This is a genomic window from Sphingobacterium sp. B29 (assembly GCF_001952815.1).
GTDB classification, from domain to species: Bacteria; Bacteroidota; Bacteroidia; order Sphingobacteriales; family Sphingobacteriaceae; genus Sphingobacterium; species Sphingobacterium siyangense.
Genome location: NZ_CP019158.1, coordinates 4,324,410 through 4,337,140, shown reverse-complemented (window position 1 = coordinate 4,337,140; position 12,731 = coordinate 4,324,410). Strand labels below are relative to the sequence as shown.

The 12,731-nt window shown below is 38.8% G+C and carries 16 protein-coding genes; 12 read left to right on the top strand and 4 right to left on the bottom strand.

The window, feature by feature from the left end:
• Nucleotides 1-128 precede the first annotated feature (128 nt).
• Nucleotides 129-497 carry a DUF1801 domain-containing protein gene (locus tag BV902_RS18655; RefSeq protein ID WP_075993236.1) on the bottom strand — a complete coding sequence of 123 codons (369 nt, stop codon included), beginning with the start codon at nt 495-497 and terminating at the stop codon, nt 129-131.
• 123 nt (nt 498-620) lie between these two features.
• Here BV902_RS18655 and BV902_RS18650 point away from each other — a divergent pair, with 123 nt between their 5' ends.
• From BV902_RS18650 to BV902_RS18635, 4 genes are all read left to right on the top strand, one after another.
• On the top strand, nt 621-1,163 hold the full coding sequence (locus BV902_RS18650; protein WP_075993235.1) for a DUF4269 domain-containing protein: 543 nt from the start codon (nt 621-623) through the stop codon (nt 1,161-1,163).
• 17 nt (nt 1,164-1,180) lie between these two features.
• Nucleotides 1,181-1,738: a Crp/Fnr family transcriptional regulator gene (locus BV902_RS18645; RefSeq protein WP_075993234.1), complete on the top strand. Its 558-nt coding sequence runs from the start codon at nt 1,181-1,183 to the stop codon at nt 1,736-1,738.
• A 78-nt stretch (nt 1,739-1,816) separates the two neighbouring features.
• Complete coding sequence (locus BV902_RS18640; protein ID WP_075993233.1) at nt 1,817-2,134, top strand: DMT family transporter; 318 nt, start codon at nt 1,817-1,819, stop codon at nt 2,132-2,134.
• Nucleotides 2,135-2,294: 160 nt separating this feature from the next.
• Nucleotides 2,295-2,765, top strand: a complete 471-nt coding sequence (locus BV902_RS18635) for a hypothetical protein (protein ID WP_075993232.1) — start codon at nt 2,295-2,297, stop codon at nt 2,763-2,765.
• Nucleotides 2,766-2,840: 75 nt separating this feature from the next.
• Here the strand turns inward: BV902_RS18635 and BV902_RS18630 are convergent, their stop codons facing one another.
• The 3 genes from BV902_RS18630 to BV902_RS18620 all read right to left on the bottom strand — a co-directional run bounded on the left by BV902_RS18630 (nt 2,841) and on the right by BV902_RS18620 (nt 4,663).
• Nucleotides 2,841-3,302, bottom strand: coding sequence for a hypothetical protein (locus BV902_RS18630; RefSeq protein WP_145327074.1), 462 nt, complete (start codon nt 3,300-3,302; stop codon nt 2,841-2,843).
• A 54-nt stretch (nt 3,303-3,356) separates the two neighbouring features.
• Nucleotides 3,357-3,548 carry a hypothetical protein gene (locus BV902_RS18625; RefSeq protein WP_075993230.1) on the bottom strand — a complete coding sequence of 64 codons (192 nt, stop codon included), beginning with the start codon at nt 3,546-3,548 and terminating at the stop codon, nt 3,357-3,359.
• A gap of 383 nt (nt 3,549-3,931) precedes the next feature.
• The gene (locus BV902_RS18620; protein ID WP_075994866.1) at nt 3,932-4,663 is read right to left on the bottom strand and encodes a 3-keto-disaccharide hydrolase; all 732 of its coding nucleotides are present in this window, start codon (nt 4,661-4,663) and stop codon (nt 3,932-3,934) included.
• A gap of 681 nt (nt 4,664-5,344) precedes the next feature.
• Here BV902_RS18620 and BV902_RS28480 point away from each other — a divergent pair.
• The 8 genes from BV902_RS28480 (at nt 5,345) to BV902_RS18585 (ending at nt 12,721) form a co-directional block, all read left to right on the top strand.
• The gene (locus BV902_RS28480) at nt 5,345-5,467 is read left to right on the top strand and encodes a hypothetical protein (protein ID WP_257786997.1); all 123 of its coding nucleotides are present in this window, start codon (nt 5,345-5,347) and stop codon (nt 5,465-5,467) included.
• Between the two features lie 27 nt (nt 5,468-5,494).
• On the top strand, nt 5,495-5,872 hold the full coding sequence (locus BV902_RS18615) for a DUF7674 family protein (protein WP_075993229.1): 378 nt from the start codon (nt 5,495-5,497) through the stop codon (nt 5,870-5,872).
• The gene (locus BV902_RS28750; RefSeq protein WP_075994865.1) at nt 5,873-5,950 is read left to right on the top strand and encodes a potassium-transporting ATPase subunit F; all 78 of its coding nucleotides are present in this window, start codon (nt 5,873-5,875) and stop codon (nt 5,948-5,950) included.
• Nucleotides 5,951-6,091: 141 nt separating this feature from the next.
• The gene (gene kdpA, locus BV902_RS18605; RefSeq protein ID WP_075993228.1) at nt 6,092-7,777 is read left to right on the top strand and encodes a potassium-transporting ATPase subunit KdpA; all 1,686 of its coding nucleotides are present in this window, start codon (nt 6,092-6,094) and stop codon (nt 7,775-7,777) included.
• Between the two features lie 25 nt (nt 7,778-7,802).
• The gene (gene kdpB / locus BV902_RS18600; RefSeq protein ID WP_075993227.1) at nt 7,803-9,812 is read left to right on the top strand and encodes a potassium-transporting ATPase subunit KdpB; all 2,010 of its coding nucleotides are present in this window, start codon (nt 7,803-7,805) and stop codon (nt 9,810-9,812) included.
• 25 nt (nt 9,813-9,837) lie between these two features.
• Complete coding sequence (locus BV902_RS18595) at nt 9,838-10,404, top strand: K(+)-transporting ATPase subunit C (RefSeq protein WP_075993226.1); 567 nt, start codon at nt 9,838-9,840, stop codon at nt 10,402-10,404.
• 47 nt (nt 10,405-10,451) lie between these two features.
• Complete coding sequence (locus BV902_RS18590) at nt 10,452-11,537, top strand: porin (protein ID WP_075993225.1); 1,086 nt, start codon at nt 10,452-10,454, stop codon at nt 11,535-11,537.
• A gap of 62 nt (nt 11,538-11,599) precedes the next feature.
• Entirely contained in the window at nt 11,600-12,721 is a 1,122-nt protein-coding gene (locus BV902_RS18585; protein ID WP_075993224.1) for a histidine kinase, read from the top strand.
• Nucleotides 12,722-12,731 lie beyond the last annotated feature (10 nt).

The following is a 12,731-nucleotide window of genomic DNA, read 5'->3' as shown; positions in this document are numbered from 1 at the left end:
TTATTGATTTTGTGTTAAGTAAATATTATTTAAATATTTCCACAATCGCTGCTATATGAAGCTTTCATTTGGTAATTATATAGCTTATCGTTTAATGGTTGATGATAGGTTATTTCACTGGTTGATGGCTATTTTTTAATTTTAATTGTGCCATTGCGATAGAGGTTTAAGGCGGCCGTCAGAATACTTTCGATTGTGTCTATCGGAAGATCTTCCTGTGGATCAATAGGCAATGTTTTCATCCGAAGACGCTGACCTGCTTCCAGTTGTAACTGGTCCAAATGTTTACCTTCAACCATCAGTAGGTACGGAAATGTAGTCCGTTTGTCGGTCCAAAGGTAACAGAAAGCTTTTTTTCTATAGCAAAAACAAGGCATACCGTACTTTATGGTCTCACTCACATCCGTATCCTGTTGAAGAATAATATGTCTTAATGCTAAAAGACAGCTTTTATTTGGTTCTTTTTGGTTCAGATAGAAATGTTGGATCTCCTGCATATGAATGATGTGTTGCAAATAAAGATACAAGACTTATCGTTTTTTATATGATTTAGTTACAATTTTCTTTTGTTGTTTAGTATATTCTGACCTATTTTGTGTGATCGAATTATCGATTTGCTTATGACCATAAATTTTAGAAATATAGAGTATTTGAAGAGTGGAAATAAAGTGCAAAAAAAAGCCTATCGGTTACTGAGGGATTATCAGATTATTAACCGTCTTGAGGGCTACAGTCCGATTGTAGTTGGCACGATACCGATTCAGATAGATATTGATGGGAGCGATATAGACATTATTCTGTGTGTAGATGATTTTGATGCTCTTGAAGAAAAGCTGTCTCTTAATTTTTCGCAGCATGCACATTTTCGGTTACAGCGGGCTACCGGTCATGTAATCGTGTGCAGCTTCTCGATTGAGGAACAGCTTTTTGAAATTTATGCAACGGATAAAGCAACTGAAATTCAGAATGGATATTTACATATGCTTAAAGAGCATGAAATCATTCAATTGAGGGGGGTAGAATTCGCTGAGCAGGTCAGACAGCTCAAAAGGAGCGGGGTAAAAACTGAGCCGGCATTTTGTCAGCTATTGGGAATTGAAGGCGATGCATATACAGAACTTCTAAAGTATAATCCAGCAGATAATTCGATAAACTATGAATGATTTTAATCTAAAATAGTATGAATCCCCTAATTGAACAATTTAAAAAATATGGCTATCTCAATGAAGCACTTGAGAAAGCGGTAGAAAATAGAACTCGTTATTTTTTTAAGAAAAAGGGTGAGCATTTTTTGAGGGAAGGGCAGCATTTATCAAGCTATTTTGTTTTGCGTACAGGACTGATTCGTGCTTATTTCTTAAAAAATGGACGTGAAATAAACAGTTGGTTTGGTGAAGAAAACCAGATTTTTGGATCGATTTTGCCCGTTTATACTGAAAAGCCCTCTTTTGAAAATATCCAGTTTCTGGAAGACTCCGAGATCTATGCAATTTCTGTGGACGATTTGAATGAATTGTATAGGATTTATCCTGAACTAAATCTTATAGGCCGAAAGATTGCTGAGGAGGTTTGTATTATTCTTGAAGAACGGATTATGTCCCTGCATACCGAATCTGCAGTAGAACGATATCAATCTCTCATCCGCCTACAGCCAAATTTGTTAAATAGAATTAATCTTGGCCATATTGCATCATATTTAGGAATTACACAGGAAATGCTCAGCCGGATACGGCGATAAGTACGCGATTTTGATATAAGTCAAAAAATGCCCCTTATATAGCGATTATCTTTGCTTTAGAAATTTAAACTATTGAAAATGAATTGGATTGCATTGATTATTGCTGGCGTTTTTGAAATTGGCTGGCCGCTCGGATTAAAAATGGCTCAACAGCCAGATTCCAATAAATTTGGTTGGATTCTATTAGCTATTGTCTCCATGAGCATTAGTGGCGGATTATTATTTTATGCTCAAAAAACTATTCCTATAGGTACAGCATATGCCGTATGGACAGGTTTAGGGGCAGTGGGCACATTAATGGTCGGAATCTTTTTTTTCGGAGATTCAGCCAATGTATTTAGACTCCTGTCTGCAACATTGATCGTCGCAGGAATTATTGGCTTAAAGATTTTTTAAAAATATTGGAAATGTTATTTATCTCAGTGTACGAAAAAAAATAGAATGTGCGCTCAATTTTCTTCAATTGGATTGTTAAAAATATATAAAATCTATTTTTTTTAGTCTAAACTCATTAGAAGAGAGTAGGTTGGGATGATTTTTGCTGCGCAATTAAATTATGAGGCAAGAACTAGCTGAAAAAATAGAATTGTATAGTAAAAGGTACGGCCTATTTATGCGACCGGAGTATATTAGCTTTGCTCGGGATACAACAAGGCTGTTGCTTCGCAACGAATGTCTCCGTGAAGGTGATATAAAAGCTTATCAAGACTATATTGCCTCACATTATCCCGAAGATCTTCCCTGGGAAATGAAACAATTTCAGGAAGCGACCAAAGCATTGGAGCGCATGAGTAAAGAGACGGCTATTGCATGGGTGAATGCGCATCGAATCAATATTTTTGAATCCGACATTTTTATCGATGATGAAGATTCAATTCTGCGCCCCATTCAATCAAAAGATGAAGACATGTTTCGCTATAATTTTAACGCCTTGGAAGAACTTATCTACAATCACCAAAGACCGGACGACTTATTTCGGCGGAATAGAGATTGTTTTTGGATAGATACAAGAATTGACTGGCGGTAGTTTACTGCTAATTGAAGTGTGGTTTCCCAAGAGCTATCTCGTTCTCCGACGAATACCTCTTGGGAAACTTTTTTATTATTTGGATTCTGCGACAAAAATTTCATTTTCTTGTCCAATGACCACAGTAGGAAACTTTTTGTTGAAGTCAATCGCAATATCTCCTTTTCCCTTTTCGCCGTCTCCGTTGGAATCCCAATCTAATGTTACGTAGTATTTTATGGGCTCAGCGTCACTGACTTTAGGCTGGATGAGCTTAAGGTGATTTTTAGGTAAATCGAGTTTGAGATCAAAAGGTATTTGGTTCGCTGTAAAACTCTTTTCCAGAATCATTGTAGCTGGTACATCTGCTATCTGGGCCGAAACTGCATACAGACGAATCTTGCCCGTTGGATTTTTAACTGCAATAGCATTTGTTGATTGAATTTTTACGGAAAGACCAGTTGTATCCGTATTCATTTTTTTCGTATTCAATGTTGTTGAACAACTGCTTGCAGCGAGTGCGACAGCAATTACTGATATTGTAAGTTTTAACATCATATTTTTTTTGTTTGTTTTGTTTTAACTGTTAATGAAACACCAAAATTGGATAATTTACAATTTGAAGGATATCCCGACATTTGCAATCCCAAAGTAACCGAATCCAAATTCGCCATAGACACCTAGTTTATTGCCATAACGAATGGCTATCGGTGTAAATTGATAGGATAGCGCACCGAAGCTTTCTCTATCTTCTTTTTGTCTATTGTTAAATTTTGCTAGGACGATGAATATAATTTTCTTCATTAATATAGTTAAGTCAGGATTTTATGTGACTTACAATAGGTAACGTTTTTGAAATTTAATTCGCTACAATTTATTTTACATAGTATTTTATTTCTTATTTAATTCATATTTTGATTTTAAATTCTTTTTAACTTACTAAAGGCTTGTGAAGTTTTTGGGGTGTATAAGGCATCTTTTTCAAATCAAGGTGCAGATCCTTTATTAAGGACTGAATGTCTAGCGATGGGAGAGCTTAACTCCTGACGGATTTCATTGGCAAAGACAGTCGACAAAAGGCGGGGATTGAAAGCGGAACAGGAAGATAATAGGAGGGTTAAAGCGGGATGATGGGGCTGAGGCTATTGCATAAAAAAAGTCCTTAGCATTTGCTAAGGACTTTTTTATTATAAGGTTTTTATTTTTAGGTTTCTAAATGAAACACCTCTGGACCAATCCTGTAGTGCTAATTTCCCACTAATATGTTTACCAAACTCTGGATAATCTTTGAAATTACTATGTTTTACCAAATCTTTCCATTTAGCGGAATTAAAATCCATTTCAGCAGTGATTTTACCATTCAGGTAGAACGTTACCTTTCCGTCTTTCTGAATAATACTGGATTCATTCCAATCATCCTGTGCTTTAATATTGACAAAGTTCTGCTGCGGTAGAAATGTATAAAGACAGCCGGAACGCTTTAGCGGCTTATCAAAATCAGGATGGGAATCTGCTAACAATTGATATTCTGGTCCTGAATGGTAGGTCGCATTGATATCCGGTCTTTCCTGTACATTGACAAAAACGCCACTATTTCCCTCTTTTTCGAGCTTCCATTCAAACTTAAACTCATAATTTTTATACTCTTTGTCCGATACTAAGTCATATTTTTGGCTTTCACTGTTTGGATTGCAGTAAATAGTCCCATTTTTAACGACCCAGGCTGTAGGAGCATTTTTACTATTATTGTAGGTATGCCAATTGTTAAGCGTGGTACCATCAAATAGAAGTTGCCAGCCGTTACTTTGCTCTTCTTCTGTTAATGTATTCGGACTGCTTTTTTCATTTTGACAGGAGAGTAAAATACAGCCCATAAAGACCGATAAGATGATTTTTTTGAAAAGGTTTAAGTTTATCATTGTTTTTATTTGTATAAGTGTCTCTTTAATAAGTTTTCCCATTTAATATGTATCCCCTAAAATAATTTCTAATATGAACTTTTGGCGATAATTTCATGTTACTTTGCAAATTTGTTACATAGTACTTCTGCTAATACTCATTCGGAGGTTCACCTATTCTCCTATTCATTTATGAATTTTTAAAACATTCTTTTCCGTCATTTTATAGAATAGACTGGTTCAAACCCTCTATGTTTTTTGGTCACCTTTCAAGTATAAATGACAAGTTACACATTATAATGATTTGATCACATTTTCAGCACAGTCATTCTCATTTTGATAAAATAACCTTATCAAAATGATAGGATTCGCCAATGCTATTTTGTGGCTTATTTTTTATAACACCTGAATAACAGTGTGTTATGATTTTTTGTGGCATAGTGGAACATTGTTTGGCTTATTGGGACAAATGAATGTAAATATGAAAACAGGACGGAAAAGAAAAGTATGTGGCAAGAGTCCTCCGAGAGGGACGATCGGTAAAGCTGCTGGTATGTAATTGAGTTTAACAAAATGAAATCGCGATTCACTAATAAAATTTAACAATGGTAATAACAATCATACTCGTCATAACTGGAATTTTGTTCTTCTGGTTATTCTATAAAATGGTCGATTTTTTCGGCAAAATATGAAAGAAATAATATGAAAGAGAAGCAAGAAAATAAAGGCAGAAGTTCCGCACATAATTTATCGGGAGACCGTATAGCGAAGATCATAGTAGTGGTGTTGATTATTGCAATGATTTTTCAACTCTATATCGGTTAGATTTTGAAGTATAGTTTTACGCACAACATGAAAAAATTAAATCAATACGGTGCAGGTTTGTATATGGCGCTCCATTATAAGGAAATCCGATCAGAGATTAATTTCTTATTGCGGAAGCACAATTTTGCAGGAGCCCTACAGGCCGTTATTAATCACCTTCGGAGCTTAATTATATTGCAAAGTACGGACAAAATTTGCCAGCATATTCATTTCCTCGGAATGATTTATGGGCGAGGAAACCATTATGTCAAATACATTCTGGAAAATCTCTTTGTAAGATCTTTAGGAGGTCTTCGGCGCATCAGTTCGGTCAATGCATGGGCGGTAATCGAAGCTCAGCTACCAATACCATTTTTAGAGGTCCTTAAAGGACAACAAATTCATAATCTATTAATATCAAAGTAAATGACAGCTTTATTTATTGTAGCACTACTGGTTTTTGCATATATCTGTTATGTACTTCTAAAGCCAGAAAAATTTTAATAACAAGATTACTCATTCTCTATCGTCTGCGATGAAATCCCGCTTTCAGTCAGTTCTTTTCGTGTTACATAGCGAAAAGAAGAGCTTGAGGTTAGATGACGATCGGTCATGATACACTTTTTATACAAATCAACTAAAGAAATGAATACAGAGATTCTTGGAATCATAGTGATGTTCATCGTAACATTACTACTCGGACTTCCCCTTGGGAAATATATAGCTAAGGTATATGGCAATGAAAAAACCTGGTTAGATCCATTGTTTCAACCATTGGAACGATTTTTTTATCGGGTGACAGGAATTAATCCTAGCCTCCAGATGACTTGGAAACAGCACCTCGTTGCTCTTTTGACAATTAATCTACTGTGGTTCCTGTTGAGCATGGCTATCCTGATGAATATGGGACATTTGCCTTTAAATCCAGATGGGAATCCTGGAATGACTGCTGATTTGGCCTTTAATACCAGTATATCTTTTTTGGTCAACTGTAATCTCCAGCACTATTCCGGTGAATCAGGAGTGAGCTATCTAGGACAAATTTGGCTCATGTTTCTTCAATTCGTTACCGCAGGCGTGGGAATGGCTGCTGCAGTGGTTATTTTCAAAGCTTTTAGGGATAAGACAACAACACAATTGGGCAATTTTTACGATTTCTTTGTGAAGTCTTGCACCCGGATTTTACTGCCTATCTCTGTCTTGGTTGCTGCCATCTTCGTATTCCAAGGCATGCCGATGACTTTCGAAGGTAAGGACAGCATGATTACTGTCGCTGGAGATACCGTACAGGTAAGCCGAGGACCAGTAGCTGCCTTTGTCCCAATTAAACATCTTGGTACAAATGGAGGTGGTTTTTTCGGTGCGAACAGTGCGCATCCATTTGAAAATCCCAATTATTTGACCAATATGGTGGAAATGATTGCCCAGTTTATTATCCCGATGGCGATGATATTTGCATTCGGCTTTTTTATTCGCAAGCGTAAATTTTCATGGATGATGTTTGGTGTGATGACCATTGGGTTTATCATCCTGACAATACCAAATATAAAAATGGAGATGGCTGGAAATCCAGCGATCGCACAGATGGGTATTGACACGTCTATGGGCGCCATGGAGGGAAAGGAAATACGTATTGGTGCAGCGGCATCGGGGTTTTGGAGCATTGTTACAACGATGATTTCGACGGGTTCTGTCAATTCTATGCATGATAGTTACATGCCCTTATCTGGTATGAACGAACTTATAGCGATGATGGTGAATGCTTTTTATGGCGGTGTAGGCGCGGGAATACTCAATTTCTTCATTTTTATTATACTCGCCGTTTTCATTAGTGGCTTGATGGTGGGGCGCACACCAGAGTTTATGGGTAAGAAAGTTGAAGCGCGGGAAATGAAAATTGCTATGATTGTTGCTCTTGCCCATCCTTTTCTAATCCTTGTCGGTACAGCACTTGCCACAGCCTTTCCAGCCCAAGGTGCTTCTACATTGAATAACCCTGGATTCCATGGTTTTAGTGAAATATTGTACGAATATACTTCATCCGCAGCTAACAATGGTAGTGGGTTTGAAGGTCTTGGAGATAATACAATTTGGTGGAACATTTCGACAGGTATCGTATTGTTACTCGGCCGCTTTATACCGATTATAGGCCCAATTGCTATTGCGGGATTATTGGCTGAGAAAAAATTTATACCTGAAGGTGAGGGAACGCTAAAAACAGATACAAGTACATTCGGTTTAATGGTATTCGCTGTGATCGCGATTATTGCAGCACTCTCTTTCTTCCCTGCGTTGGCATTGGGTCCAATTGCGGAATATTTTTCCATGTAGTACTTAAAATTAAAGAATTCTAAAAATGAGCAATCAACAAACATTGTTTCAGAAAGAACTTGTACAACAGGCTTTAAAGCAATCTTTCGTGAAGCTAAATCCTAAAATAATGTTCCGTAATCCAGTGATGTTTACTGTGGAAATCGGGACGCTGATTATGGCCGTCGTTTGTCTTTGGATAATGACTGGGGAAAAATCACAAGGTACACTTGGTTATAATTTTACGGTATTTCTTATTCTATTTTTAACCTTGTTGTTTGGAAATTTTGCTGAGGCAATTGCCGAAGCCCGCGGTAAGGCGCAAGCAGATAGTCTTCGGAAAACTCGGGAGGAAACTCCAGCAACCCTGCGTGATGGTCGGGTAGTTTCGTCCGCTCAACTGAAAAAAGATGATGTTTTTGTTTGCCAGGCTGGTGATGTAATTCCGTTGGATGGGGAGATTATTGAGGGATTGGCAACCATAGATGAGAGTGCAATTACTGGAGAATCAGCACCGGTGATCCGCGAGGCTGGAGGTGATAAAAGTTCAGTTACCGGTGGTACCAAGGTTTTGTCCGATCGAATTGTCGTGCAGGTAACGACAGAACCGGGGGAGAGCTTTTTGGATAAGATGATCGCATTGGTTGAAGGGGCAAGCCGCCAAAAAACACCTAATGAGATTGCATTAACAATCCTTCTGGCAGGTTTTACACTTGTATTTATTATCGTAACGGTGACCTTAAAACCATTTGCGGATTATGCCAATGTTGGTATCACCATTGCTTCGTTTATTTCACTTTTTGTCTGTCTGATTCCAACAACAATAGGTGGTCTTTTATCGGCAATTGGTATCGCGGGAATGGATCGTGCACTTCGTGCAAATGTTATAACAAAAAGTGGCAAGGCAGTTGAAACGGCAGGAGATATTGATGTCTTGTTGCTTGATAAAACTGGAACTATTACGATCGGAAATCGTAAGGCGACAAATTTTTACCCCGCAGATGGCGTCCTGAAGGAAGCTCTGGTACGTGCAGCCACATTGAGCTCCATGGCGGATGAAACACCGGAAGGGAAATCAATTGTCGAATTGGCTGGTGTCAACCCATCGAGCTATAAGGTCGAAAATCCTGTATTCATTAAGTTTACCGCGGAGACCCGTAGCTCAGGAATAGACTTTGCACAGACACGTATTCGTAAAGGTGCAACAGATGCTATTCGGAATATCATTGTAAAGACTGGAAATCTGTTTCCTCAGGAAATAGATGAACGCGTAAAGCTTATCTCTCAAAATGGGGGAACCCCATTGGTCGTTGCAGAGAATGAACAGGTTCTCGGTGTCATAGAATTGCAGGATGTGATAAAACCTGGAATTCATGAACGCTTTGAAAGGTTGCGAAAAATGGGTATCAAGACTGTTATGGTGACGGGAGACAATCCGTTGACGGCCAAATATATTGCGGAAAAAGCTGGAGTGGATGATTTCATAGCCGAAGCGAAACCTGAAGACAAGATGAACTATATCAAAAAAGAACAGCTTGATGGACGATTGGTCGCCATGATGGGGGATGGTACAAACGATGCTCCAGCACTTGCACAAGCCGATGTTGGTGTAGCGATGAACAGCGGTACACAAGCTGCAAAAGAGGCTGGAAATATGGTCGATCTCGACAATGATCCAACCAAACTGATTGAGGTTGTGGAGATAGGCAAACAATTGTTGATGACCAGAGGTACGCTAACAACGTTTAGTATTGCAAACGATGTCGCCAAATATTTTGCTATCATTCCGGCCTTGTTTATTGCAGCAATACCCGCACTTCAAGGTTTAAACATTATGCAGCTCAGTAGTCCACAAAGTGCCATACTATCAGCTGTCATCTTTAACGCAATTATTATCCCATTACTGATTCCTTTGGCATTGAAAGGAGTCGCATACAAACCTATAGGTGCAAGCGCACTGTTACGGAGAAATCTGCTCGTTTTTGGACTTGGTGGAGTACTCGTTCCATTTATTGGTATCAAGGTCATAGACCTACTGGTTTCCCTATTTATCTAATACATTTTTAATAATAAAAGCAAAGATGAAAACACATATATATCCGGCAATAAAGATTACAATTGTTTTATCGCTCCTGCTCTCAGTGGTATATCCAGCCCTCGTATGGGCAATAGCTCAAATAGCACCCAATCATGGAAATGGGGAAATGCTTGAGTACAATGGGCAAAAGTATTACAGAAATATTGGACAGGCCTTTACGCGTGATGATTACTTCTCGTCGCGTCCTTCAGCTGTTGGTTATAATGCTGCTGGATCGGGTGGAAGTAACAAAGGACCCTCTAATGGGGAATATCTTTCGGAAGTTAGGGCCCGTATCGATACTTTCTTAGTCCACAATCCTACTGTAAAACGCGAACAGGTACCGGTAGACATTGTTACAGCCAGTGGTAGTGGTTTGGATCCAGATATCTCCATCGAGGCCGCAAAAATACAAATTGATCGTGTTGCGAAAGCGAGAGGTGTATCGGTAAATAGCCTACAGTCTCTTGTTGACGCCCACGTTCAGACGCCTTTATGGAATATGTTTGGACCTCGCAAAATCAATGTCCTTGAACTAAATATTGCTTTGGACAAGATGGTTGAAAAATAAAATTGACCTAAAGGGTCATCGATATACATTTTATAAGAACAATTTACATGAAAAAACTAGCGATGTTGGCCTGTTTACTCGCAGGGGCAACACAATTATTTGCACAGCAAGATACGACTCAAAATACCCGATTTTCTATCAGTGGTTACCTTGAAGCATATTACCTCCGTGACTTTAATAATCCACTTGGAAATACACGTCCAGGCTTTGTATATAGTCACAATAGGACGAATGAAGTAAACATAAACTTGGCACTTTTAAAAGCTGCATACGAAACAACAAATACCCGTGCAAATCTTGCTTTAGGTGTCGGCACATATATGAATGCCAACTACGGTGCGGAACCCGGAGTCTTAAAAAATATTTACGAAGCGAACGCCGGTATACGTATCTCGAAAAAACATAATTTATGGATCGATGCTGGCATATTTTCTTCCCATTTGGGCTTTGAAAGCGCTATAGGAAAGGATAATTGGACTGTAACAAGGAGTATTTTTGCGGATAATTCCCCTTATTTTGAAACAGGAGCAAAAATATCCTATACATCCGCATCGGGAAAACTATTTTTAAGTGGGCTTATTTTAAACGGATGGCAGCGGATTCAACGTGTAGATGGTAGCAGTTTACCGGCATTTGGGCATCAATTGGTCTATAAACCGACAGATAAATGGACCATCAATAGTGGTTCTTTTATAGGCAGTGACAAAGCGGATAGCGTCAGACAGATGCGCTATTTTCATAACCTATATGCAATTTATCAAATGAACGAAAAGCTGGGAATCACATTCGGATTTGATATTGGAGCGGAACAAAAAGCAAAAGGTAGTTCGAAGTACAATGTATGGTACACCCCAGTGTTAATTGCACGATACGCGACGACCGAAAAATTTAGCTTAACTGCAAGAGGAGAATATTACAACGATAAGCATGGTGTGATCGTTTCTACGACTACAGAGCAAGGTTTTCAAACGTTTGGCTATTCTTTAAATGCAGATTATGCCATTCTTCCCCATGTTCTTTGGCGTACGGAACTACGTAACCTCACAAATAAAGATGCTATTTTCCTTGATCGGACAAATAAGTTGGTGAAAAATAGTGTGACGGCTGTAACAGCACTTACCGTTAGTTTTTAAAAACAATCGTTCCTGCCGTGTGTTGGATCGGCAGGAACCTTCTGAAATGAAAGGCAATAAAAATGGAAGAGAGGAAAAGCGCTGAACACTTTTTGGACCTTATCCGGAAATCGAGAAGAGGTCGCTTCAAACTTTATATCGGTATGAGTGCAGGCGTAGGAAAAACCTACCGCATGTTACAGGATGCACATACCCTTTTACAGGGAGGAATCGATGTGCGTATTGGCTATATTGAGACACATAATCGGAAGGAAACACATCAATTGCTCGATGGTCTACCCCTTATCGCCCGACGCCATCTTTTTTACAAAGGCAAACAGTTGGAGGAACTGGACCTTTATGCTGTCTTGAATTCACATCCCGAGGTTGTCATTATCGATGAGCTCGCACATACAAATATTGAAGGCAGTAAAAATACCAAAAGGTGGCAGGATGTTATGGAGATTCTTGAGGCGGGGATTAATGTGATCAGCGCTGTTAATATCCAGCATATTGAGAGTTTAAACGAGGAGGTCAAAGCGATTACAGGTGTTGAAGTGCAAGAACGTGTTCCCGACAGTGTTATTGATTCCGCAGATGAAGTCGTTAATATTGATCTTACTGCAGAAGAGCTTATCATTCGACTAAAAGAGGGCAAGATCTATGACGCGTCAAAAATTCAGGCAGCGCTTCAAAACTTCTTTAAAAGCGAACATATTTTACAATTGCGTGAAATGGCGTTGAAAGAAGTTGCCTCCCAGGTTCAACGCAAAGTAGAGATTGAAGTTCAACCCCAACGATGGGTGCGAAAGGAGCGTTTCCTGGCTTGTATAAGTTCTAATGAAATAAAAGCAAAAAACGTCATCCGAAAAACAGCACGCTTAGCAGGATATTACAATAGCAGTTGGTTTTTGCTGTATGTACAGTTGCCAAAAGAGCGCGGAGATCGGATAGCGTTAAATAAACAACGGCACCTGATCAATAACTTTAAACTGGCGACAGAACTTGGTGGAGAAATTATCAAAGTAGAAAGTCATAGTGTGGCAAAAGAGATCATCGCTTTGTGCGAGCTCCGCAAGATCACCACAGTTTGCATTGGAAAACCACGATTATCTCTTTTAAGGATGTTACTTGCTAAGGATACATTTAGCAAACTGCTGGCACAACTGTCGACCGAAGACATCGACCTGATTATATTGTCTTAATGATAAAGAC